Source organism: Bacillus sp. FSL R5-0820 (assembly GCF_038593385.1).
GTDB classification, from domain to species: Bacteria; Bacillota; Bacilli; order Bacillales; family Bacillaceae; genus Bacillus; species Bacillus altitudinis.
In genome coordinates, this window is record NZ_CP151991.1 from 2548815 (window position 1) to 2573070 (window position 24256).

A 24256-nucleotide genomic window follows, 5' to 3' on the forward strand; every position below is an offset into this window, starting at 1 on the left:
GACCTATCTTTTTATAAATGACGGCGATTTTCCCCTTCAAGCAAAACTGGTTCAGCTAGGTAGAGAATACGTTCCATTAATCGAGCTGCCTTCACCTCTTCTTTTTCCCCGCGCTGTGAGTACGTAAAGTGATGCTTTAACTCATTCGGTGAGAAATTAGAAGAGAAAAAAGTCGGCAGCTGCTCTGCCATGCGGTATTGCAAGATTGTTCCTAAAAGTTCATCTCGTACCCAGCTTGTCATCGACTCTGCTCCAATATCATCAAGCATTAAAATCGGTGTTGATTTGACCATATTCAGCTTCTCTTCGAGTGTATGATCGGCTAACGAATTTTTTAACTCTCTCACAAATTCAGGCACGTATACAAGGAGAGATGGATACTCTTTTACCGCTAACTGCTGCGCAATCGCTGCCAGAATAAATGTTTTTCCGACCCCAAACTTTCCATGTAAATAGAGGCCTTTGCCCTTACCTGTTTCATCATAACTTTGCAAGAATTGACCTACTTTTTGAATGACTTCTTGTCTTCCAACCACATTTAAATCAGCAAACGTCGCTTGAAGAACATTCTGCGGAATATACATACTTTTCATGAGTTCTTGCTGTTTTTTCTGTCTATCAAGCCGCAGTTTGACAGGACAAGGGGAATATTCAATATCAATGCTCTGACCTTTGATCACAAGCTTCGGGTGATACCCGTCTAAAATGACATTTACATTCTCTTCCTCTAAGCAGTAAGAACAGCCCTTTGATTGCTGTACATATTCAAAGAGCCTGTTCAAACTGCGATTGATCATGTCTTCTTGGATGTCCTCTTGATGCTCCTTTAAAAAAGCTTTTACATCTTCATCAGCTAGGACACTTTCTTTAATCTGATTGTATCTCACGCGAAAATCTACCCGCCCTTTTAGCTGATCAAATGAACGACCGATCGGTTTCATCTCCATCTCACCTCACATTAATGTGCATTGTACTTTTTCATATTATTAAACTGATCTAACAATTTTTCTTTTTCTCGTTCAAGGTCCTCTGTAGACAAGTTATCTGTCTGTTCTTTTGCGGGCTGTTCTTTCGTTTCAGCTTCTTTCATCCAGTCAGGCAGCTTCTCCTCGCGGATCACTTTTCCTGATCCATAGGATTGACGCTTATTTTTTTGCTGCGCCCATTCTGTCATTTGCCTATTCTCTTCTTTGGCAATTTTCATAGCAGCTGCCACGGTTTTGATTTTCTTTCGCACCCAATGGGCGGCGATTTTCTGCATATATGTTTTGGACAGTTTCATATCCGTTTTTAGCAGTGTATAGTAGATCAGGACATTCATGACCCCAGGCTCTAGCTGCTGCTCAAGCATAATATCTTCAACAATTCTTAAGTCTGCATATGTTGGCTCAATGCCATCTGCCATATCTTTTAGAAGCTCTCTAGGCGAAATATGATCAAGCTTTTCAATCAATTTCGCATCAGGCGCATCTGCACCTGGCTGCGTGGCATCGTGACGTAAATGCCTTGGCTGTTTTTGATCAATCAGCTTCGGCTGTTCGCCCCTGTATTCAATTTGATACCAGTCTCTCGCTGCTTTTCGCAGATCCTCAGTTGATATCATCTGATCTGAACCACAGGCACCTGCGACAATATTTTGCATTTGCAGCGGTGTGATGCCATAGACGACAGCTAACTTCTTAATTGTTTCTTTCACTTGCTTTGTTAAAGCCTTTCTCGGAATCATCATGTCCGACATGCCTGCTAACAGGAGATCAAAATCAAAAGATTCATCTGAAAGCGGTGCAGGCTGACTTGAGCCAACTGTCACATATTCGTAGCCCTCATCAAGCGATGACGCCTGATTGATTTCCTCTGTCATCTTGCGCTCTCCTGGCTGCAAGACGTGAAACACTTCTTCAAACGATCGGGAGATGTTCTTTGCATCAGCAGGAACTCCTGGATAAGAAAAATAATCACGGAGCTGCATATATTTTGCTTTCTCTACCCGATGATACAAAAGGACATTCAGCATACCGTCTTGGAAAAATTCATCCGGTCTCAGCGGCGGCACGAGCTCATATGTAAACAGTCTGCCTTCTTCCGTTTCCTGTTCATATGTGCGGAGTAATCCGATCGCTTCAAGCTTTAAGCGCTCCTCAAAAATATCATTTAAATTCGTTTGCAGCATCACCATCAGCTGACGGTGAGGTGCGGGTTTCCCCCACATTCGATTTTGTTCCAGCTCTCCCCACAGCGTCATGTATAAACTGAAAGCGGACATGCCAATAAGCGGCTGATATAAAAGAGTAATAAGCTGTCTATCGATGTCACCGAGCAATGAAGCGCTTTTGACGACATACGGATCGACGGCTAGCACTTCCTTCCAATGCTCTGTCATATGCTGATCCTCCCTTAATACGGTTGTCTTCATTGTACACTCTTTTTGCGTTTTACGCTTTACGCAGGAAAAAGAGCATGAAGAATCTTCAGCTCTTTTTTAGCGTTCTTTCTTTAATAAATCTTTTAATTCATCAATAAATACATTGATATCTTTAAATTGACGGTATACCGAAGCAAACCTGACGTAAGACACTTCATCAATTTTCGCCAGCTCGTCCATCACCATTTCCCCTACAAGCTCGCTTTTCACCTCTGACATGCCTTGGTTACGCAATTCCTTCTCGATGTTAAAGCAGACATCCTCAAGCTGTTTTAAAGCGACAGGACGTTTTTCACACGCTTTGATGAGGCCTCTCAGCATCTTTTCCCGGCTGAATTCTTCTCGAATTCCTTCTTTTTTCACCACAATCAATGGCAATTCTTCTAATTTTTCAAACGTCGTGAAGCGATATTGACAGCTTTCACACTCTCTTCTCCGACGAATGGATTTTCCTTCATCTACTGGTCTTGAATCAAGCACCCTTGTGCCAAGGTGCTGACATGTGGGACATTTCATTTCATCAGCTCCGATCTCTTCTTGGAAGTTGTTTGTCTAGTTCTTTATAAAGGGACAAAACAGCCTTTTGACTGTAGCCAAAGTCTGTTGGCAGTGCTGTTTCTGTTGTCACATTAAAATCGACAGCTGTTTCAAAAGGACGAATTGAAATGACAGTCGCCACGAGAAAAGCTTTTTTCGGCGTTCGTATGTTTGCGCTGATTTCACCTCGTTCTGCTGAAACAGATGTCACTTGATAGGAATCGTTTCTTGAAAGAACAGCTTCTACCGCTTGAAAAGCTTGAGTTTGTGTCGATTTGTAGTAATGGCTTTTCAGCTCTGACACTGGATGATGGTCAGATGTTTCTGTATGATTTGAAATGAATCGTTTTAGCTTTTGCCCTAAAGTCATACACGTATCCCCTTTGTCATAAACCCTCTTCTTTATTTTATAAAAAAAACCTTTGTTTTCCTAGAACAAAAGTATAGACAGGTTGGATCATGCTGGATGCCCGTGTATGGAACAAATATAAAAAGGAGCATAACACAAAGGCATTTAATGCTTTTGGCCAGCTCCCATTGCAATCTTTTTTATGTTTACAGTGCTTTGGCTTGCGCCTGTTTCACTTGTACAGGTCCCATGCCTCGAGGAATTTCGATGTTTTCTCTTGTTTCAGCACCTAGTTCATCTCCGATATGATCTGCTGCAATATTCGGATCTAGATCGCCGCAAGTATAAACATCTATGCTCGCATAACCATGTTCAGGAAAGCTGTGAATTGTCAGATGAGATTCAGAAATAATGACAACTCCACTTACTCCTTGAGGTGCAAATTTGTGAAAAGCAACCTCTCTTACTTCAGCTCCTGATTTCAAAGCTGCATTTACAAACGTTTTTTCAATAAAATCCATGTCGTTCAGTTTATCACAGTCGCATCCCCATAACTCGGAGATAACGTGACGTCCGATTGTTTCCATCATGGACCCCCCTTAAACAAGAATGAAAGAGTGAAGTTCTAAGCAGCCGGACCGGACATATACCACGGGGGAAAGTTAGTCCAAAGAGGTCCTAACCCTTTAAGTATACCCGAATGAGTCTGCGAACAAGAAGTTCACGAAAAATAGTATACTTTGTTTAGACCCATTTTGCAAGCTGTGTTTTTAGTGGGATTTTCTCTCATTTCTTGAAAAGGGACGTTCAGTCTTCTTCATTTCAAACAGCTGAAAGCTCTTTCATCTGGGAACCAACAAACTTTACAAGATCAACCACTCTGCAAGAATAGCCCCATTCATTGTCATACCATGCAAGAACTTTTACTTTTCTGCCTTCCATCACCATCGTTGTAAGTCCATCAACGACAGCAGAATAAGGGTTTGTGTTAAAGTCTGTGGAGACAAGTGGTTCATCGGTGTAATCTAATATGCCAGCAAGAGATGTTTTTGAAGCCGTTGCAAAGGCAGCATTGACCTCTTCTGCTGTGACATCTTTTTTCAAGTCGACCACAAGATCAACCATCGACACATTTGAAACCGGTACGCGAAGTGCAAGTCCATGTAATTTCCCTTTCATGTGCGGCAGCACTAAAGAAAGCGCTTTAGCGGCACCCGTCGTCGTTGGAATGATGGACTGGGCACATGCTCTTGCCCGGCGCAAATCCTTGTGGGGGTTGTCGATATTTTTTTGATCATTTGTATAAGCATGAACCGTTGTCATTAAGCCGTTGTCGATGCCAAATTCATCATCTAACAGCTTGACAACTGGCGCTAAACAGTTTGTTGTACAAGATGCGTTTGAAATAACGACGTGCTTTTCAGGATCAAGATCATCCTCATTGACACCCATTACAATTGTAACGTCTTCATTTTTACCTGGAGCTGTAAGTACGACCTTTTTCGCTCCGGCATCTATATGGCCCATCGCTTGATCTTTTGAATTAAATTTCCCTGTTGCTTCGATCACGATATCAATCCCAAGCTCTCCCCATGGAAGCTGCTTTGGGTCTCTATTATTAAGCAAAAGCACTCTTTTTCCATTGACAATCAAAGCGTCATCTTCTGCTGTCACATCGCATTCGTAACGTCCATGATTTGTGTCATATTTAATTAAATGTGCTAGCGTTTCGGCAGGATAGCTTGCGTTCACCGCTACAATTTGAATTTGATCATCAAGCATTGCTTTTCTGAAGACCATGCGTCCAATTCTGCCAAACCCATTGATCGCTGCTTTTACCTTCATGAACAGGTCACTCCTCTATTATGTGTTATACTCAATAAATTTATTTATGAAATTAGTATATCACATTAGAATGTAATTGCCAGTATATAAACGTATATTTTCAAAAAAGGGCTGTTCTTTGCAATGAAATTGACGAAAAAAGCATAAAAAAAGAAGAGTACTGTATGTACTCTTACTTATCTGTATGTTCCCATTCGTTTAATATGTTCTCTAATTGCTTTCTAATAAAAGCAAGATCTTTTGTGTTTTCTATCACACGGTCTGCTTTTTGGCATTTCTCCTCAAGAGGCTGCTGGGAGTGAATGCGATTCAGCGCTTCTTCCTCGCTCAGGTCGTTTCGATTCATGAGCCGCGACAGCTGCAAATCAGGCGTCGTGTACACAACGATGATACGGTCGACTAGCCCTTCCAGCTTGCTCTCAAATAGGAGCGGAATATCAAGCACAACAAAAGTTTCTTGGTTGCTGACCCCTTCATCACGCTGCTTGAGCATTTCCTTTCTGACTTCAGGATGAACGATGGCATTGAGCTTTTTTCTTTTCTCTTCATCAGAAAAAATGATCGCTCCAAGCTGCTGCCGGTTCAGTTCACCATTTGGCAGAAGAACCTCTTCACCAAAAGTTTGAACGATTTGATGAAGGGCAGGCGCTCCTTTAGAAACCGCTTCTTTTGCAATGATATCTGCATCCACCACCCGAATGCCTTTCTCTTTTATCATCTGCGAGACTGTGCTTTTTCCGCTAGCAATCCCGCCTGTTAATCCAATGACGAGCGTCAATTCGTTTCCTCCTTTACAGCTTCCACACCCCAATTAAAATGAGCAGCAGCCCTGGTAAGCATGCGAGTTTATCGATCCAGCGCCAATTGGCCAAATAATGACCTGCACGCAGTCCGATGCATACAAAAAGAGAACTCATCACAGCGACCGTGATGCTCATGACAATTGGAGAAAAACCAAGAATCGCTGCACCAATCCCTGCACCAAATGCATCGATGGATAAAGCAATTCCAAGAAGCACCGCTTCCATTCCATTAATGGTGCCAGAGCGGTCAATATCTGCACTTGTAGGCTTTCGCAAAATATGAATGACAAGCCCAAGAGACTGCACTTCTACATTGAGAAGTGTTTTTTCATGAAGGAGCAAATCACGCTCTTTCGCTGGTTTATAAAATTGATACAGAACCCAAAGTCCGATAGCAATTAAAATGCCTCCACCCAGTTTATCTGTCACTGAGACAGGGAGGAATGTCGTGAGCAGGCTGCCAATCAGCATGGAAATGAGCAACACAATTCCTGAACAGCAAGCAATAATAACGATGGCTTTAAATGGAATCCTCATCTTGCGAAGACCATACGTAAAACCTACAGAAAAGCTGTCAATGCTGACGGCAATAGCTAAAAACAGAAGCGAAAACGAAATCATACCTGTACTCTTCCTTTCTGTTCATGCAACGATGATCAAGAGTCTCTAGGCGTCCTTAGACTCTTCTTCACTATATGAAGAGCAGGTGGGCTGTGTGTCAGTCTACACCTTGCTGAAAAAAGAATGTTTTTTATCGTATGCATGGCAAAAAGGAAGCATGCTGACGGCTTACTTTTATGAAGGGCGTTTTTGGCAGGTCACACAAAAATGAGTGCCGCGCCCTCCCACCACTGTTTTCTCTATGATACTTCCGCACGTCTGGCAAGGTTCTCCCCGCCGGTCATATACAAGAAGCTGTAATTGAAAAGTCCCAATATCACCTTGTGAATTGATGTAGGAACGAATGGTGCTACCTCCTGCATCAACAGCCACTTGAAGCGTATCAATAATATGTTTGTGGAGCACCTTACAAGATGCAAGACTTAGCTGATTCGCTTTTGTTTCTGGATGAATGCCTGATTTAAACAGCACTTCATCTACATAAATATTACCAAGGCCAACCACAATCTTTTGATCAAGTAAAGCCGTTTTGACCACGCGGGAGGTTTTCTTTAATTGCTCCCATAAATATTCTGGTGTAAATGAGTCTGAAAAAGGTTCATATCCCAGCTGTGATAGCGGAAGTTCTTTTTCTTCTTCGCCTGGCTGAAATAGATGCATCGTCCCAAATTTACGGACATCATGGTACCGAAGTTCGGTACCATCTGTGAACGTAAAGACGACGTGTACATGTTTATCATAAGGCTCACCAGTTTCATGTACACGGTATTTCCCTTCCATTCTTAAATGGGAGACCATCACATAGTGGTCTAAATGAAAGAGTAGAAACTTCCCTCTTCTTTCAATGGTTTGAATGGTTTCTCCTACCATCCTTCTAGCGAACTCTTCCGGTTCCCCAGGACGTTTGATGATATTTGGCCATTTGATATCGACCGTTTCAATCGTTTTTCCTTTGACTAACCGCTGAAGAGTGCGCCGGACGGTCTCAACCTCTGGTAATTCCGGCATGCTCCTCGCTCCTTTTTCTCTCTCTTTATTTTGCGTCGTACCAAGATGGACCTGAAGCGAAATCGACTTTTAGCGGCACATCGAGCTGAAGTGCATTTTCCATGACTTCAGGGACGATTTTTTCTAGTATGGCGATTTCTTCTTGTGGCGCTTCAAAGATCAGTTCATCGTGCACTTGCAATAACAGATTTGTCTGCAGGTTCTCTTCTTTTAACTTTCGTGCCATATCAATCATCGCTTTTTTGATGATATCGGCGGCACTGCCTTGGATCGGTGTGTTCATTGCCGTTCTTTCCGCAAAGCTTTTCACATTAAAATTACGGCTTGTGATATCTGGGATATATCGTCTGCGTTTAAGAAGCGTGGTCACATACCCTTTTTGTTTTGCTTCCTGCACGATGTCTTCCATATAGGTTTTCACGCCTTTAAAGCTTGTTAAATAACGTTCAATGAAGGCCGCTGCTTCTTTTCTTGTAATCCCAAGGTTTTGAGACAGTCCATAATCACTAATTCCATACACGATTCCGAAGTTGACAGCTTTGGCCTGTCTTCTCATAGAGGAAGTCACTTCTTCTTCTGACACATGGAACACATCCATTGCTGTTTTCGTGTGAATATCCATATCTTGCGTAAAGGCTTCAATCAAGTTCTCATCTTGAGAAATGTGCGCGAGTACACGCAGCTCAATTTGAGAATAATCAGCCGCAAACATGAGCCAGCCTTCTTTTGACGGGACGAACGCTTGACGAATCTTTCGGCCTTCTTCTAAACGAATCGGGATGTTTTGAAGGTTTGGATCTGTTGAGCTTAGTCTTCCTGTTTGTGTAAGTGCCTGATTAAATCTTGTGTGCACTTTATGCGTATCTTTGCGCGTCACTTTCATTAAGCCTTCCACATAAGTGGATTGCAGCTTTCCTATTTGACGGTAATGCAGAATGGACCGAATAATTTCGTGCTTGTCTTCAAGCTTTTCAAGGACATCCGCAGACGTAGAGTAGCCTGTTTTGGTCTTTTTGATAATGGGTAGTCCTAATTTTTCAAATAAAATCACACCAAGTTGCTTCGGTGAATTGATGTTAAATGTTTCTCCTGCTAACCGATGAATGGTTTCTTCATATTCCTTCAGCTTCTTCGTGAGTTCTTCACCCATTTTCTGAAGACGTTCAACATCCACTTTTACCCCAAGAGATTCCATTTCACCTAAGATGAGGGCAAGTGGCAGCTCTAAATCTTCATACAGCTCATGCTGATCATTTTTTTCTAACGCTTCAAGGGTCAAATCATGCAGCGCAGAGATCGCTGCTGCTTTTCTTCCAAGATGGTCTTTTAGCTCTTCTTCAGGTGGAATCGCCTGTTTCGCTCCTTTTCCGTAAACTTTTTCATCGGAAAGGGCAATGTTCAGGCCATATTCCTTCGCCACACTTGCAACGTCCTCATAAGATTTCTGCGGATTGACCACATAGGAAGCGAGCAGGACATCGTTATCGACACCTTTAAGATCGACATCATGCCATCTGAGGGCAACAACCGCTCTTTTGGAATCAAAGACCCATTTCTTCTTCGTTTCATCCTGTACCCATTGTTTAAATGCTTCAGATTGCAGAGCATCTTCTTTTGTCATAAAAAATGCACCGTTCTCATTATGGATCGCAAACCCTATCAAATCGGCTTCGTGATAATTGTCTCCTAGCTGTTCTACCACAAGTGCAGCGTGATCTGTCAGCATGTCCTCCGTAACATCTGTCATTTTCTTCACATCTATTTCATCTATTTCAACTGGTTCATCTGATTCTGGCGCTTCTCCTAAACGCTCTAGCAGCGTTTGAAAGCCCAGTTCTTTATAAAGCGAGATGACCTGCTCCATGTGAGGACCTTCATAGGCGAGCTCTTTGCTTGACACATCTATGGGTGCTTCTACGAGAATCGTCGCCAGCTTTTTACTCATCACCGCTTGTTCTTTATATTCTTCAAGCTTTTCTTTTAGCTTTTTCCCGCTGACTTCGTCAATATGATCAAGCAGATTTTCAAGCGTTTCAAACTGCTTTAGTAATTTGATCGCTGTTTTTTCACCGACACCAGGCACGCCTGGGATATTGTCTGATGAGTCTCCCATCAGCCCTTTCATGTCGATGATTTGATCTGGCCTGAGTCCGTATTTCTCTTCAATATGTGCCGGTGTGTAATATTCTACTTCTGTGATACCTTTTTTCGTAATGGCTACTGTTGTATGGTCTGTTGAAAGCTGCGTTAAGTCTTTATCTCCTGAGAAGATCTTGACCTCAAAGCCGTCCTTTTCTGCCTCTACAGCCAGTGTGCCGATAATGTCATCCGCCTCGTATTGCGGAAGCTCGTACCTTTTCACTTGATAAGCATCTAATAGCTCACGGATGAATGGCATTTGTTCTGATAGTTCTGGCGGAGTTTTTTGTCTTCCGCCTTTATATTCCTTAAACGTCTCGTGACGGAAGGTGGTTTTACCCGCATCAAATGCTACGAGCATATGAGTCGGCTTCTCGTCTTCAAGCATCTTCATTAAGATCATCGCAAAGCCATAAATGGCATTTGTATGTACGCCTTTATCATTGGATAATAGCGGCAAAGCAAAAAAAGCTCGATAAGCGAGACTGTTTCCATCCACAAGTACTAATTTCTTTTGATCTGTCATCTTTTAATCCTCCATCGACTGAGCCGGCTCAGCCGTCTCTTTCGCACATTGTATGTTCATTTTATCAAAGTTTATTTTGAAAAGAAAATAGACGAGCCTGCATAAAAAAGGGACGAAAACAACAAGTGTTTTCGTCCTTCCAAAATTGGCTCCTTGGATGAAGGGGTTCCTATTCATCCTACCAATGATTGATTAACAAAACATGAATTCATTGTAAAGATCATGTAAATTTTAACGCCACTTTCCATTCTTCTCTATTTTGACTTTAAACTCACGGTAAACGTCGTCCCTTTGCCTTGTTTGCTATGAACAGAAATCGTTCCTTCATGTGCTTCGACAAGGTGTTTGACAATGGCAAGACCAAGCCCTGTACCGCCTGAGTTTCTACTTCTATCTTTATCAATTCGATAAAATCTCTCGAATATTCTTGGAATTTCACTCTTTTTCATACCGATCCCTGTATCTGCTACATCAAATTCATAGCTGTCTTTCCTCTGTCTTGCTGTGATCGTGACACTTCCTCCCTCTGGTGTATAGGTGAGGGCATTATTGATCAGGTTGAGGAAAATTTGTTTTAATCTCAGCGGATCTGCCATGACATAGACCGGCTCTTTCGGGACACGCACTTGTAGGTCAATGCCTTTTTCAGCAGCCTTTTGTTTTAGCAGCACTTCAATCTCTTGAATGATTTCTGTCGCATTGGCTTCTTGAATATTCAGCTTAAAATGCTGCTGTTCAATTTTCGAGAGATCAAGTAAGTCTTGGATGAGCGTTTCTAAACGAATACTCTCTTTTAGGATGATGGACAAAAATTGTGTCAGCGCTTCTTTGTCGTCAATGGCACCATCCAGAAGTGTTTCAGAAAAGCCTTTAATTGACGTGATCGGTGTCTTTAATTCATGTGACACGTTAGCGACAAAGTCTTTTCGCATCTGTTCTAGCTGCTTTGTTTCTGTCACATCATGAAAGACAAGAACAATCCCTTTCCATTCATCGTCTGTACTTAAGATCGGAACACCATCGACTTGGAAATAACGGCGCTCGATGTCAACAGCGAGACGTAAAAACTTTCGGACCTTGGTTTCTGTCATGAAAATTTCGTCTATTAACTCAATAATCTCTTCATGGGTAAAGGCTTCATGATACAGCTTGTGCATGTAAATATGTTTTTGAACTTTGAATTGCTTGCGGAATGTTCGATTGACTAAGTGAATATAGCCCATTTTATCAATCAAAATAATCCCCGCTCCAATGTTTTCAATGACTGTTTGCAGACGATCTCGCTGCATTTCGCCAGCGCTTGTCATGTCTTGAAGACTTTCTGCCAGACGCTTCATTGATGTATTGAGTTCACTTGTTTCAATGATCAGCTCTTCATAGTTATTTGTATCATAGTTCCCTCGTTCAAGCTGTTTGGCCACCTTTGTGGCATAATCAATCGGCTTTACATACTTCATCGACATGCGATAGCCAAAGAAGACGATGATAATGATGGCTGAACCAAGACAAAAGGCTAATGCAAGCCAGAGCTGACCATCAATCTCATTCAAAGGCTGGAATGAAGCATGAAGAAATAAATATCCCGCCGGTTCGTTTTGTTTCATCATTGGAACTGCATAATGAAACAGCGCATCTTTCTCATCCTCAATGAACATTCCTTTTGTTTGGAGCTGCTCATTTTCCAGCGTGTTTAAAATGACGGCTCTTTGTTCTGCTTGACCCGTTGTATGTATGATATTCCCCTTCACGTCCACAATCGACGCATTCATATCGAGATGCTGCTTTGCTTGATTGAGAATCTTCTTGTTTTGCTCCGCGTTCAAATCTTCAACATTCATTGAAGAAAGGAGAAAACTCGATTCCTTTTCCATTCGTTCGGTTAATTTTGTTTCATAGAAAATATGAAACATATGATCCAAGAAAAGACCAAGCGCAACAAACACAATAAACAGGAGAAAAATGAGCCCAGAAAAAAGGCGGGTTCTCACTTTACTCATTTGGCTTTGGCTCCTCCAATTTGTAGCCTAAGCCTCGAATGGTTTTAATATATGTTGGTTTTTTCGTGTTCTTTTCAATTTTGTCCCGCAAGTGGCTGATATGCACATCCACAATACGAGTATCACCTGCAAAGTCATAATTCCAAACCGCACTTAACAATAGATCACGCGTAAGAACACGGCCTTTATGCTTAGCCAAATAAAGAAGCAGTTCAAATTCCTTTGGCGTGAGCTCTAGACGTTCTTCTTGGAAATAGACTTCGTAATGTTCAGGTAAAATGCGCAGGTCTCCAATTTTGATTTGGTCTGCAATGATCTCTTCCTTCTCTTCTTGCACGGGAGCCGGCTGAGATTGCTGTGCTCTTCTCAAAATGGCTTTTACCCGAGCACCCACTTCTCTAGGACTGAAAGGTTTTGTCATGTAATCATCGGCTCCAAGTTCAAGACCGAGCACCTTATCAAATTCATCGTCCTTTGCTGTCAGCATTAAAATAGGGAACATCATTTTTTGAATTCTCAGTTGTTTGCACACTTCAATGCCGTCCATTTTCGGAAGCATTAAATCAAGCACAATCAGATCAGGCTGTTCACTTGCTGCTTTTTCAAGCGCTTCTTCTCCGTCTCTTGCTGTGACGACATCGTAGCCCGCCCTTTCAAGGTTATAGCTTAGAAGTGTTACAATTGATTCTTCATCATCCACAACTAATATTTTTTTATTCATGTTGTGCCTCCAATTAGTGATTTCCCCTGCATCCGGTTTTTTGTATCTTATGTGAAAAGCGAGAAGTCATGCTTTCTCTTTCATTTTAACGAAAGCTTAACAAGAGAACAATTTAAAATTTCGACAAGATTGGTTTTGTAAACAAAAAGAAGACTCCTCATACGAGAAGCCTTCTTTTTTATTCATATTAAGACAATACTTTCATGACGTTCTTTACAGATTCAACAGAACGGTCAAGCTGACTTCTTTCTTCTTCTGTCAGCTCAAGCTCGATGATCTGCTCAAGGCCGTTTCCACCTACGATTGTTGGAACGCCAAGGTAAATGCCTTCGTAGCCATATTCACCTTCAAGGTATGCAATCGTCGGCATGACGCGGCGTTGATCTTTTAAGATCGCCTCAACCATTTCAACGAGTGAAGCAGCAGGTGCATAATACGCACTACCGTTACCTAATAGGTTAACGATTTCACCGCCGCCTTTTCTTGTTCTTTCAACAATTGCATCAATTCGCTCTTTAGGAATTAATGTTTCCAGCGGGATACCGCCTGCATAAGAGTAACGTACAAGAGGAACCATGTCGTCCCCATGTCCGCCAAGAACAAAGCCCGTCACATCTTTCACAGATAGGTTTAATTCTTGAGCAACGAACGTACGGAAACGTGCTGTATCAAGAATTCCTGATTGTCCGATGACTTTTTCTTTTGGTAATCCTGATTCTTTATAAACTGCATATGTCATTGCATCAACAGGGTTTGTTAACACAACAATGATCGCTTCTGGAGAATATTTAACGATTTCACGTGTCACACTGCGCATGATTTTTTCATTTGTTGACACGAGGTCGTCACGGCTCATTCCCGGCTTTCTTGCAATTCCTGCCGTAATGACCACGACATCAGAACCGGCTGTATCTTCGTAGTTAGAAGTTCCTGTAATATTCGCATCGAAGCCTTGAACAGGGCTTGCTTCCAGCATGTCAAGTGCTTTCCCTTTTGTCGGGTTCTCAAGCTGAGGGATATCCACTAATACGACATCCGCTAATTCTTTTTGAGCTGTTAGAAATGCTGTAGTTGCTCCAGTAAAGCCTGCTCCGATGACAGATACTTTTTTACGCTTGTTTGCCATTTCCTTTTTCCCCTTTAACTTTAAAGTTTAAGAATCAAGACAAGTTTTTGATGAGCTCGTCAGCAAACTCAGAACATTTCACTTCTGTTGCACCGTCCATTAATCTAGCAAAATCGTACGTGACGACTTTAGATGCAATTGTTTTTTCAACAGATTGAATCACTAGATCAGCAGCTTCTTGCCATCCAAGGTGCTCAAGTAAAAGCACGCCTGATAGAAGAACAGAAGATGGATTCACTTTATCAAGACCAGCATATTTCGGTGCTGTTCCGTGAGTCGCTTCAAAAATAGCGTGTCCTGTTTCGTAGTTGATGTTTGCACCAGGTGCGATACCAATTCCACCAACTTGTGCTGCAAGTGCGTCAGAGATGTAGTCTCCGTTTAAGTTCATTGTTGCGACAACATCGAACTCAGCTGGACGAGTTAAAATTTGTTGAAGGAAAATATCTGCAATGCTGTCTTTGACAATGATTTTGCCAGCAGCTTCTGCTTCACTTTGCGCTTTGTTTGCCGCATCTTTTCCATCTTGTTCTACAATACGATCATATTGTGCCCATGTAAAGACTTTGTCGCCGAACTCTTTTTCAGCCACTTCGTAGCCCCAGTTTTTGAAGGCTCCTTCTGTAAATTTCATGATGTTTCCTTTGTGAACAAGTGTCACAGATTTACGGCCTTGGTCAATCGCATATTGGATCGCTGCTCTGACAAGACGAGATGTTCCTTCTTCAGAAACTGGTTTGATTCCGATACCTGATGTTTCTGGGAAACGGATTTTATTCACACCTAATTCGTTTTTCAAGAAGTCGATTAACTTCTTCACTTCGTCTGATCCTTTTGCATACTCGATTCCTGCATAGATATCTTCAGTGTTTTCACGGAAGATGACCATGTCTGTGTCTTCTGGACGTTTCACAGGAGATGGTACGCCTTGGAACCAGCGAACTGGACGTAAGCATGTGAATAAATCAAGCTCTTGTCTTAGTGCCACGTTCAATGAACGGATTCCTCCGCCAATTGGTGTTGTCAGTGGTCCTTTGATCGCGATTAAATATTCACGAATGTCTTCAAGTGTTTGCTCTGGAAGCCACTCGCCAGTTTTATTGTAAGCTTTTTCACCTGCATATACTTCTTTCCAAGTGATTTGCTTTTCACCTTTATATGCTTTTTCTACAGCTGCTTCAAGAACTCTTGATGCTGCTTTCCAAATGTCAGGACCGATTCCGTCCCCTTCGATAAACGGGATAATTGGATTATTTGGTACATTCAATACGCCGCCAGTAACTGTAATTTTTTCGCCTTGTGACAATGATATTACCTCCCAGGTTATGTAGTGAATATTTGAAACTTCCAAGCTTGATGTCTGCAAGCCAAGAAGTTTTTCACATGATTCGTTTTTTGTTGATATGGAGGCTGATTGGTTTAGATGGATCAGCCTCCACTATTCTATAAACATTAGTCTCTTTCACTGATCGGAACAAACGTTTGAAGATCTGGTCCAATATAGTCAGCTCTTGGACGGATCAGACGGTTGTTGTCATATTGCTCTAAAATGTGAGCAATCCATCCAGAGAATCGGCTGATCACGAAAATTGGTGTAAACAAGTCATGATCAATCCCAAGACTGTGATAGACAGAAGCAGAATAAAAATCAACATTTGGTGGAAGATTTTTCTCTGATGTCACGATTTCCTCTGCGCGTACAGACATTTCATACCATTTTGGCTCGCCTGTGAGATTTGTTAAGCGCTGGCTCATTTCTTTTAAATGTTTTGCACGCGGGTCACCCTGGCGGTAAACGCGGTGGCCAAAGCCCATAATTTTCTCTTTCTTCTCTAGCTTACCATGAATATAGGAATCTACGTTTTCAACTTCGCCAATTTCTGACAACATCTTCATTACGCCTTCATTTGCGCCGCCATGAAGTGGTCCTTTCAATGCGCCGATAGCCGCTGTTACACCAGAGTAGATATCTGATAGTGTAGCAACACATACACGTGCTGTAAATGTCGATGCGTTTAATTCGTGATCCGCATGTAGAATGAGCGCTTTATCAATCGCTTCAATTTCTACTGGTGAAGGCTCTTCGCCGTTTAGCATATATAAGAAGTTTGCAGCATAGCTGTATTCTTCTTTTGGCTGTACAGGCTCAAGTCCCTTTCGAATACGTGAGAATGCAGCGACAAGTCCAGAAATTTTCGCTTGTAAGCGAATGGCTTTTCTGTAATTCGCTTCTTTGTCCATAATCTCTGATTCGTCATCAAGTAAACCTAATAAGGATACCGCTGTACGAATCGCAGACATTGGATGAACCCCATCCAGCGAATAAGATTTAAAGTGCTCAATGATCTCTTGCGGAATATGAGCATTTTCATTGAGCTGCTGCTTTAACTCGCTTAGCTCCTGCTCATTCGGCAGCTTTAAGTGCCATAACAGGTAGACAATTTCTTCGAAAGTAGCTTTTTCAGTTAAATCATCGATATTGTACCCTACATAAGTAAGAGTATCATCAATAATTGAGCTTACGGATGAAGTTGTTGCCACGATACCTTCAAGACCTCTTGTTGCTGTCATGTTCAATCTCCCCTTTTTAAAAAGATTCCCCTTCGTTGCAAAATTCTCGCTTTTTGAAAGCGCTATCCAACCAAAATAGGCTGGCAGGTTTAGAAAAGAAAATGCTTACATTTACCTATACGGTTAGAGCGCTTTTAGCCTCATATCTCTTGTTTGATCAATGAGTTCAAAATTAAGCCTATTCCCATTATAAACAATAATCAGACATTTGTTAAATGTTTAACTATAATTTTTTTTGATATTTTTTTTTCCAGCCTTCCGGTTCGGGCATGGAATAAAGGGATTTTGCTTCTTTTAATATATTTAATTATGTTTTTTTGCAAAAGCTCACGTCAGAAAAAATATCAAAAGAAAGTGGCATGAGCCACTCTCTTTTTAACCGCTGAAAAATTTCACTGCTTGCATCGCTAAATAGGCAATTCCAGCACCAATCAGCGGGCCAACAGCTACACCTTTGAATAAACTGACTGCCAAAATCGTACCGAATACAAGCGCTGCTGTGATATGCGGATCGTTTTCGAGTAGCACAATGCCGTTTTTTGCAATTAATGCTACTAATATACCCGCTCCGAGTGCAATCCAAGCATAAGAGGATTTCATTGCTTCTCCAAGCTGTTTAAATCCAATGTCCCCTGTTGCGATCGGTACAAGCACAGCGATCGTGATGACCGTCACACCCCAATTGATACCTTTTGATTGCAGAACCGGGAATATTTTTTGATCCAGGCCAATCAGCTTAATGGCAATCAGCACAGAGACCGCTAAAATTAACGAATTGTTTTTTGCAATAAGTGCAATAACGAGTAAAAGAACCAAAAACAAATTTGCTTGAGTAAACATACGCCGCTCCTTTCTTTCTTTTTATTGCGACCTTTTCATATTACTAATCTTTTTGAATAAAATGAAGTATCGAACATGCTTGTTTTTTGGAGGGGATTGTGTGAATCACACGTATGTGGCCATTTTTTTGCGAAGTTTGATGATTTTCAGCATCGCCGTTTGTGCGGTTGTTTTTTTATATCAGTCTTTTCCGTTTTTATATCCATTTTGGATTGCATTTGCCGTGTCGTGTTTGATTCATCCAGCCGTATGCAAAATCGAAAACATGACCGGGATGCCAAGAGGTTTTGTTGTCATCATTGTGCTATTACTCTTTTTAGTGGCAGCAGCCGGATTCATGACACTTTTAGTGGCGGAAATCATTTCAGGAAGTGCTTATTTAGCAAAGGTACTGCCAGGTCATCTTGATCAAATGATTGGGATTGTGGAACGTTTTTTCACGGATCAGATTTTGCCTTTATATCATGATTTGACTGCTCAATTTAATACACTTCAAGCAGGTCAAAAGGAGTCGATTTTAGGACAAATCCAAGCACTTGGTGACGAAGCAGCGGCAAAAATCGGGACTTTCCTTTCAAAAACTCTTGAATTCATTCCAGCTTTTTTAGGTCTTTTGCCTGATGCAGCAGCGACGCTTTTATTTTCCGCACTAGCGACTTTTTTTATCACAAAAGATTGGTTTACATTAAAAAAATATGGTTCTCGTATCTTTCCCGCCAAATGGATGCTTCATACACGTGCCATCTTATCTGAAATCAAAAAAGCCATTTCTGGCTTTATGAAAGCCCAGCTTCTCCTTGTTGCCATGACAATTGGTATCGTGCTGATTGGACTTTTCATCTTAAAGGTCGAGCATGCGATTGTGATCGCTCTATGTATTGGTCTAGTTGATTTACTTCCTTACATCGGGAGTGGCACGGTTTTTCTTCCGTGGATCATTTACTCCGCCATGACAGGAAATCTTTCACTCGCCATTGGACTGGGCATTTTGTATATTGTGGTGCTCATTCAAAGACAAATATCAGAGCCAAAAGTCTTAAGTAAATCAATCGGTCTTAATCCTTTAGCAACACTCGTGGCATTGTTTGTCGGGTTAAAATGCTTTGGTTTTCTTGGACTTGCACTCGGTCCCGCTTCTCTTGTCGTTTGGCAGGCGTTTCGTAATGCAGGGGTTTTCAGAGACCTTTATCAGTACATTCGGTATGGTGCGCAAAAGTAAAAGAGACCTGATGAGAAGGTCTCTTTAGCGTATAATCGTATAGCGTTTGCGATTGGACATGTTTCTAAGCCAGCGCTCAAAGAGCGGTTTGATCCGTTTTCTTGTCATGGGAATGAGCAGAACAGCCCCAATCAGATCAGAAAGGAATCCAGGTATGAGCAGCAGCAAACCACCGATCAGAATGCAGAAGCCATCGACAATGGTGGCCCCTGGCATTTTGCCATATTGTAAATCTCGCTGTACTTTCTGAAATGCTTCTATTCCTTGTTTTCTTGCAAAGTAAGCACCTAGTGCACTTGTCAGCACAATGACTAGCATCGTTGGTAAAATACCAATGATGTTACTTGAGATTAAAAATAAACTAATTTCAACTGCTGGGAACAGAATCAATAATAGTAGAAAATATTTTTTCAAGCCATATCACCTCATGGGGTCTCTTTCATCGAAAGCTGTTTACTTTTTTTAGTGTAACATAAAAAAAGAGAGGAGTCAGATAACTCCCCTCGTGTGTGATTTAAAGGACGCTTGCACGGCCTTTGTAGATCGCTCCGCGTGCTGGATCTACTGTAATCTCTTCGCCTTCTTTTAGAAGTGTTGTGGCACTGTCGAGACCAACAATGACTGGAATGCCAAGACTGAGCCCAACGACTGCTGCATGGCTTGTTAAACCGCCTTCTTCCGTGATAAGGGCAGACGCTTTTTCTAAAGCACCCATCATATCACGATCTGTGCAGTTTGCGACAAGAATCGCACCATCGTACATTTTTTCCTCTGCTTCTTTTCCGCTTTGTGCAATAACAACCGGTCCAAATGCAGATTTGCGGCCAATTCCTTGACCCTTCGCAATGATGTCACCGACAACATACACTTTCATTAAGTTGGTTGTACCTGTTTCACCAACTGGCACACCAGCTGTAATCACGATTAAATCACCATGTCTTACATAGCCTGTTTCAATTGACTTTTCTACTGCATTCTCAAGCATTTCATCAGTAGATGTCGTTTTTGAACCGCTCTTTGCAAATACACCGAATACGAGTGAAAGTTTTCTTGCCACTGATTCGTTTGCTGTGACTGCTACGATTGGTGCTTTTGGTCTATATTTTGAAATCATTCTTGCAGTATGACCACTCTCAGTAGGTGTCACAATCGCTGCCACATCAAGCTTCATAGCTGTGTGCGCAACAGATTGACCGATCGCATCTGTAATGCTGACCTCTACTTCTTCGCTTCTGCGAGAAAGGATTGCTTTATAGTTAAGTGCTTCCTCTGAACGTGAGGCAATGTTGTGCATTGTTTGCACAGCTTCAACTGGATATGTTCCTGCTGCTGTTTCACCAGATAGCATGATCGCATCTGTACCGTCAAAAATAGCATTTGCCACATCACTTGCTTCTGCACGAGTTGGACGCGGGTTACGCTGCATGCTATCCAGCATTTGAGTTGCTGTGATGACAGGCTTGCCTAAACGGTTGCATTTTTTGATCAGCATTTTTTGAACAAGCGGTACTTCTTCTGCCGGAATCTCAACACCAAGATCTCCACGAGCGACCATCAATCCATCTGATACCTCAAGGATTTCATCGATGTTATCAACGCCCTCTTGGTTTTCAATCTTAGGAATAATTTGAATGTCAGCTGCGTTGTTCTTTTCAAGCAGCTCACGAATTTCAAGAACATCAGAAGCTCGTCTTACAAAAGAAGCTGCGATGAAATCGACACCTTGTTCAATTCCGAACAGAATATCATTGGCATCCTTTTCTGTAATACCCGGCAAGTTCACACTCACACCCGGTACGTTGACACCTTTTTTGTTTTTCAGTGTACCTGTATTCATCACTTTTGTGACGATTTCTTTTCGGTCCATATTTAATTCTTTTACTTCTAGACCAATCAGACCATCATCTAATAAGATGGTTGAGCCCACTCCTACATCATGAATTAAATCTTCGTACGTCACACTGATTTTTTCAGTGTTTCCCACAATGTCTTCCATACTCACGATAAGATCAGCACCAGCAACTAACTCAATTGAGCCGTTTTCAACTGTGCGTGTACGGATCTCTGGACCTTTTGTATCAAGAAGGATCGCAATGTCCTTGCCTAAAGTTTTACCTGCTTTGCGAATGTTTTCAATACGTGCACCATGCTCTTCAAAATCTCCATGAGAGAAGTTTAGTCTGGCTACATTCATTCCTGCTTCAATCAATTCAGTCAGCTTTTCAATGCTTTCACTTGCTGGACCGATTGTACAAACGATTTTTGTCTTTCTCATTACTGTTCCTCCTAAGGTCTTCTCGTTTTATATAGAGAGCTCTTGTGAAAGTCGGTACATATTTTGATCGACTGTATGCTTTTTATCTAAGATGTCTAAAATATCGTGATGAACGAGTTCGTTGCTTTGAATGCCTACACAGCGTCCGCCTCTTCCTTCAAGAAGAAGTTCTACTGCATACGCTCCTAAGCGACTTGCGAGCACTCGGTCAAACGCACTTGGAGAACCTCCACGCTGAATATGTCCTAAGACAGATACACGCGTTTCAAGGCTTGTCTCCTCTTCAATTCTCTTACCAAATTCGACACCGCTGCCTACGCCTTCTGCGACGATGATGATACTGTGCTTCTTGCCGCGCTCATGTCCTCTTCTCAATCTGGCAATAATTTCGTCCATGTCATAGTCTGCTTCAGGAATCAAAATCGATTCAGCTCCGCCTGCAAGACCTGACCAAAGGGCAATATCCCCCGCATGTCTTCCCATTACTTCCACTACGTATGTACGTTCATGAGATGTGGCTGTATCACGAATTTTATCAATGGCATCAATGACTGTATTTAGTGCTGTATCAAAGCCAATAGTGAAATCAGTACCTGGAATGTCATTGTCAATCGTGCCGGGAACACCTACACATGGAAAACCGAGCTCTGTTAATTTCTTCGCTCCCATGAATGAGCCATCTCCACCGATGACAACAAGTCCTTCAATACCGAATTTTTTTAAGTTCTCAATCCCTTTTTCACGACCTTCAACTGTCTTGAATTCAGGACATCTTGCCGTGTAAAGTTTTGTTCCTCCACGATGAATGATATCGCCTACTGAACCTATTTCGAGTTTCTCAATTTTACCGTTAATTAGACCTGAATATCCATTATAAATACCGTAAACTTCTACATTATGGTAAATTGCTTTCCTTACAACTGCGCGCACAGCTGCATTCATTCCTGGGGAATCCCCACCGCTCGTTAAAACTCCTATACGCTTCATCTTTTTCACCTCAGAGACCATATATGAATTAAACATACCATTTCCACTGCTTGAAAACAATCATGAGCAAAACCGGATGTTTTCAATACGAATTTCTAAAACCGTACTTATTATACAATTAAATAAAATGTTTTTAAACAAAAGTTAAGAAAGTCATGAAAGCACTTTGTTCAAAAAACAGTTGTTTCAAGTCCTCTAAACCTTGTCAAATCAACGTTTTCAGACGTTTCAAATTTTATGAAAACAAAAGAAAATTATTTTCAAATAGCGCTTACATCAGATCGTTTTGATGAAAAAAGACGAAAAAAATAAACGCCAGCCAAAAGGCTGTACGTTTATTTAGTTTACCCCAATATATTGATTTTCAATCGATACTTTGCCGATTGCTTTGTATTTTTGATATCTTTGTTCGACTAATTCTTCAGGCGATTGTTTGAGCAAAGATGTAAGTGACTGTTTTAATGTTTTTTCAATGTAGGCTGCTTGTTGTTTCACGTCTCGGTGTGCTCCACCTTGCACTTCTTTAATAACATCATCTATAATATCTAATTCTTTTAGGTCTGGAGCGGTAATTTTCATTGATTCTGCAGCTTTTTTTGCAAGTGATGAGTCCTTCCAGAGCAGTGCTGCTGCACCTTCAGGTGAAATCACTGAATATGTTGAGTTCTCTAGCATAAATAGGTGGTTTCCTACGCCTAAGCCTAGTGCTCCGCCACTTCCGCCTTCTCCAATGACAATACAGACAACCGGTACACGAAGTCCTGCCATTTCGAAAAGGTTTTTCGCAATTGCTTCACTTTGCCCGCGTTCTTCAGCTGCTTTACCAGGATAAGCTCCTTTTGTATCAATAAAGCAAATGATTGGACGATTAAATTTATCTGCTTGTTTCATCAAGCGCAATGCTTTACGGTAACCTTCTGGATGCGGCATCCCGAAATTACGGCGCAAGTTTTCTTTTGTGTCTTTTCCGCGCTGATGACCAATGACTGTGACAGGAAGTCCTTTAAACGTGGCAATTCCTCCAACGATGGCTTCATCGTCACCATAAAAACGATCACCGTGACATTCGAAAAAGTGATCAAACAGCTCTTGAATGTAATCGAGAGTTGTTGGGCGCATCGCATGACGAGCAATTTGCACTCTGTCCCACGGCTTTAAATTTGTATAAATGTCTGTTTCAAGCTTACTCAGACGTGTTTCAAGGCGCTCAATTTCCGCACTTAAATCCATCTCTGAGTTTTGTGTGAACTTTTTCAATTCATCAATTTTCGCTCGAAGTTCAATGACAGGTTTTTCAAATTCTAGTTCTCCAGCCACTCTCGTTCACCTCCTGTGCTGTGTAATGCTAAGATTTGGCCTAATGTTTCTTTCATTTCTGCACGGTGAATCACAGCATCTAGCTGACCATGCTTCATTAAAAATTCAGCCGTTTGGAAGTCCTCTGGTAAGTCTTCACGAATGGTTTGTTCAATGATTCTGCGACCAGCAAAACCAATTAATGCACCAGGCTCTGCAAAGTTGTAATCACCGAGAGACGCGAAACTAGCTGATACACCGCCAGTAGTCGGATTGGTCATCACAGAAATAATCAGACCTTGATCCTCGCTGAACAGCTTTAATGCTGAACTTGTTTTTGCCATCTGCATCAGACTAAGAATCCCCTCTTGCATTCTTGCTCCTCCAGATGCAGTGAAGATGATAAATGGCACCTTGTCCGCTTTTGCTTTCTCAATAGCTAGTGTAATCTTTTCACCAACGACCGAGCCCATGCTGCCCATACGGAACGTGGCATCCATGACAGCAATGACAGCACTTTGACCTTTAATTTCACCTTTTCCTGTCACGATGGCTTCATTCAAAGATGTTTTTTCTCTGTCTTTCTCAAGCTTTTCTTCGTAGCCTGGGAAACCGAGCGGGTTCTCAGAAATGAGGTGACCGTTAAATTCTTCAAATGTGCCTTCGTCTACAAGGCTTTCAATACGTTGTTTTGCATTCATTTGCAAATGTCTGCCGCAATTCATGCAAACACGTAAATTTTTATCTAGTTCTTTGGTGAGCATTATTTTTTTACATTGCGGACATTTGGTCATGATGCCTTCAGGCACATCTTGACTTGCCTGTTCAGAGGGTACAGATGCATATTTTTTCTTTTTACTGAAAATATTCTTGATTGACAAATGACTACCTCCCTTTTTGAAGGGTTTTTTCTTTACACGCACATCCACTATTATAGGACATGTCATAACTGTACCGAAACTATTGTACTTTTT

The 24256-nt window shown here is 41.6% G+C and carries 22 protein-coding genes; 1 reads left to right on the forward strand and 21 read right to left on the reverse strand.

Annotated features, from left to right (window positions below; translation table 11 throughout):
* Positions 1–11: 11 nt before the first annotated feature.
* From dnaI to NST15_RS13225, 16 genes are all read right to left on the reverse strand, one after another.
* Positions 12–941 (reverse strand): primosomal protein DnaI, encoded by a 930-nt coding sequence (gene dnaI, locus NST15_RS13150; RefSeq protein WP_008346034.1) that lies wholly within the window; start codon positions 939–941, stop codon positions 12–14.
* Positions 942–958: 17 nt separating this feature from the next.
* Complete coding sequence (locus NST15_RS13155) at positions 959–2380, reverse strand: replication initiation and membrane attachment family protein (protein ID WP_019743723.1); 1422 nt, start codon at positions 2378–2380, stop codon at positions 959–961.
* Between the two features lie 99 nt (positions 2381–2479).
* The gene (gene nrdR, locus NST15_RS13160) at positions 2480–2938 is read right to left on the reverse strand and encodes a transcriptional regulator NrdR (protein ID WP_003216720.1); all 459 of its coding nucleotides are present in this window, start codon (positions 2936–2938) and stop codon (positions 2480–2482) included.
* 4 nt (positions 2939–2942) lie between these two features.
* The gene (locus NST15_RS13165; RefSeq protein ID WP_008346039.1) at positions 2943–3329 is read right to left on the reverse strand and encodes a hypothetical protein; all 387 of its coding nucleotides are present in this window, start codon (positions 3327–3329) and stop codon (positions 2943–2945) included.
* 185 nt (positions 3330–3514) lie between these two features.
* Positions 3515–3895: an adenosylmethionine decarboxylase gene (gene speD, locus NST15_RS13170; protein WP_003216492.1), complete on the reverse strand. Its 381-nt coding sequence runs from the start codon at positions 3893–3895 to the stop codon at positions 3515–3517.
* A gap of 235 nt (positions 3896–4130) precedes the next feature.
* Positions 4131–5153 carry a glyceraldehyde-3-phosphate dehydrogenase gene (locus NST15_RS13175; RefSeq protein WP_008346043.1) on the reverse strand — a complete coding sequence of 341 codons (1023 nt, stop codon included), beginning with the start codon at positions 5151–5153 and terminating at the stop codon, positions 4131–4133.
* Between the two features lie 172 nt (positions 5154–5325).
* Entirely contained in the window at positions 5326–5931 is a 606-nt protein-coding gene (coaE, locus tag NST15_RS13180) for a dephospho-CoA kinase (protein WP_035701967.1), read from the reverse strand.
* A gap of 13 nt (positions 5932–5944) precedes the next feature.
* On the reverse strand, positions 5945–6577 hold the full coding sequence (gene ytaF / locus NST15_RS13185; protein ID WP_007501684.1) for a sporulation membrane protein YtaF: 633 nt from the start codon (positions 6575–6577) through the stop codon (positions 5945–5947).
* 174 nt (positions 6578–6751) lie between these two features.
* On the reverse strand, positions 6752–7585 hold the full coding sequence (gene mutM, locus NST15_RS13190) for a DNA-formamidopyrimidine glycosylase (protein WP_017358266.1): 834 nt from the start codon (positions 7583–7585) through the stop codon (positions 6752–6754).
* A 25-nt stretch (positions 7586–7610) separates the two neighbouring features.
* On the reverse strand, positions 7611–10250 hold the full coding sequence (polA, locus tag NST15_RS13195) for a DNA polymerase I (RefSeq protein WP_342498580.1): 2640 nt from the start codon (positions 10248–10250) through the stop codon (positions 7611–7613).
* Between the two features lie 254 nt (positions 10251–10504).
* Positions 10505–12247 (reverse strand): ATP-binding protein, encoded by a 1743-nt coding sequence (locus NST15_RS13200; protein WP_048001854.1) that lies wholly within the window; start codon positions 12245–12247, stop codon positions 10505–10507.
* Complete coding sequence (locus NST15_RS13205) at positions 12240–12968, reverse strand: response regulator transcription factor (protein ID WP_007501691.1); 729 nt, start codon at positions 12966–12968, stop codon at positions 12240–12242. The genes NST15_RS13200 and NST15_RS13205 overlap by 8 nt, the downstream gene beginning before the upstream one ends.
* 187 nt (positions 12969–13155) lie before the next feature.
* Positions 13156–14094, reverse strand: coding sequence for a malate dehydrogenase (gene mdh, locus NST15_RS13210; protein ID WP_007501693.1), 939 nt, complete (start codon positions 14092–14094; stop codon positions 13156–13158).
* 34 nt (positions 14095–14128) lie between these two features.
* A complete protein-coding gene (icd, locus tag NST15_RS13215) occupies positions 14129–15400 on the reverse strand; it encodes an NADP-dependent isocitrate dehydrogenase (protein ID WP_008346060.1) in 1272 nt (423 codons plus the stop codon).
* A 146-nt stretch (positions 15401–15546) separates the two neighbouring features.
* The gene (citZ, locus tag NST15_RS13220; RefSeq protein ID WP_008346063.1) at positions 15547–16665 is read right to left on the reverse strand and encodes a citrate synthase; all 1119 of its coding nucleotides are present in this window, start codon (positions 16663–16665) and stop codon (positions 15547–15549) included.
* Positions 16666–17040: 375 nt separating this feature from the next.
* Positions 17041–17505, reverse strand: a complete 465-nt coding sequence (locus NST15_RS13225; RefSeq protein WP_007501699.1) for a DUF441 domain-containing protein — start codon at positions 17503–17505, stop codon at positions 17041–17043.
* A 100-nt stretch (positions 17506–17605) separates the two neighbouring features.
* On the opposite strand from NST15_RS13225, the gene ytvI reads away from it, so the two are divergent.
* Positions 17606–18724, forward strand: coding sequence for a sporulation integral membrane protein YtvI (ytvI, locus tag NST15_RS13230; protein ID WP_025207772.1), 1119 nt, complete (start codon positions 17606–17608; stop codon positions 18722–18724).
* A 24-nt stretch (positions 18725–18748) separates the two neighbouring features.
* On the opposite strand, the gene NST15_RS13235 is transcribed toward ytvI, so the two are convergent.
* The 5 genes from NST15_RS13235 to accD form a co-directional block, all read right to left on the reverse strand.
* Complete coding sequence (locus NST15_RS13235) at positions 18749–19138, reverse strand: FxsA family protein (RefSeq protein ID WP_007501703.1); 390 nt, start codon at positions 19136–19138, stop codon at positions 18749–18751.
* Positions 19139–19238: 100 nt separating this feature from the next.
* Complete coding sequence (gene pyk, locus NST15_RS13240) at positions 19239–20999, reverse strand: pyruvate kinase (protein WP_035701978.1); 1761 nt, start codon at positions 20997–20999, stop codon at positions 19239–19241.
* 27 nt (positions 21000–21026) lie between these two features.
* Positions 21027–21986: a 6-phosphofructokinase gene (pfkA, locus tag NST15_RS13245; protein WP_017358271.1), complete on the reverse strand. Its 960-nt coding sequence runs from the start codon at positions 21984–21986 to the stop codon at positions 21027–21029.
* A gap of 339 nt (positions 21987–22325) precedes the next feature.
* Positions 22326–23303: an acetyl-CoA carboxylase carboxyl transferase subunit alpha gene (gene accA, locus NST15_RS13250; protein WP_017358272.1), complete on the reverse strand. Its 978-nt coding sequence runs from the start codon at positions 23301–23303 to the stop codon at positions 22326–22328.
* Entirely contained in the window at positions 23288–24163 is an 876-nt protein-coding gene (gene accD / locus NST15_RS13255; RefSeq protein ID WP_017358273.1) for an acetyl-CoA carboxylase, carboxyltransferase subunit beta, read from the reverse strand. Before accD ends, accA begins: the two co-directional genes overlap by 16 nt.
* Positions 24164–24256 lie beyond the last annotated feature (93 nt).

Bases quoted from the DNA above. Each gene is read 5' to 3' on its own strand.
- dnaI (WP_008346034.1), bottom strand. From the start codon at position 941: ATGAAACCGATCGGTCGTTCATTTGATCAGCTAAAAGGGCGGGTAGAT.
- polA (WP_342498580.1), bottom strand. From the start codon at position 10,250: ATGACAGATCAAAAGAAATTAGTACTTGTGGATGGAAACAGTCTCGCT.
- NST15_RS13205 (WP_007501691.1), bottom strand. From the start codon at position 12,968: ATGAATAAAAAAATATTAGTTGTGGATGATGAAGAATCAATTGTAACA.
- NST15_RS13155 (WP_019743723.1), bottom strand. From the start codon at position 2,380: ATGACAGAGCATTGGAAGGAAGTGCTAGCCGTCGATCCGTATGTCGTC.
- mdh (WP_007501693.1), bottom strand. From the start codon at position 14,094: ATGGCAAACAAGCGTAAAAAAGTATCTGTCATCGGAGCAGGCTTTACT.
- speD (WP_003216492.1), bottom strand. From the start codon at position 3,895: ATGGAAACAATCGGACGTCACGTTATCTCCGAGTTATGGGGATGCGAC.
- pyk (WP_035701978.1), bottom strand. From the start codon at position 20,999: ATGAGAAAGACAAAAATCGTTTGTACAATCGGTCCAGCAAGTGAAAGC.
- NST15_RS13165 (WP_008346039.1), bottom strand. From the start codon at position 3,329: ATGACTTTAGGGCAAAAGCTAAAACGATTCATTTCAAATCATACAGAA.
- nrdR (WP_003216720.1), bottom strand. From the start codon at position 2,938: ATGAAATGTCCCACATGTCAGCACCTTGGCACAAGGGTGCTTGATTCA.
- NST15_RS13200 (WP_048001854.1), bottom strand. From the start codon at position 12,247: ATGAGTAAAGTGAGAACCCGCCTTTTTTCTGGGCTCATTTTTCTCCTG.
- citZ (WP_008346063.1), bottom strand. From the start codon at position 16,665: ATGACAGCAACAAGAGGTCTTGAAGGTATCGTGGCAACAACTTCATCC.
- pfkA (WP_017358271.1), bottom strand. From the start codon at position 21,986: ATGAAGCGTATAGGAGTTTTAACGAGCGGTGGGGATTCCCCAGGAATG.
- NST15_RS13225 (WP_007501699.1), bottom strand. From the start codon at position 17,505: ATGTTTACTCAAGCAAATTTGTTTTTGGTTCTTTTACTCGTTATTGCA.
- ytaF (WP_007501684.1), bottom strand. From the start codon at position 6,577: ATGATTTCGTTTTCGCTTCTGTTTTTAGCTATTGCCGTCAGCATTGAC.
- mutM (WP_017358266.1), bottom strand. From the start codon at position 7,585: ATGCCGGAATTACCAGAGGTTGAGACCGTCCGGCGCACTCTTCAGCGG.
- NST15_RS13175 (WP_008346043.1), bottom strand. From the start codon at position 5,153: ATGAAGGTAAAAGCAGCGATCAATGGGTTTGGCAGAATTGGACGCATG.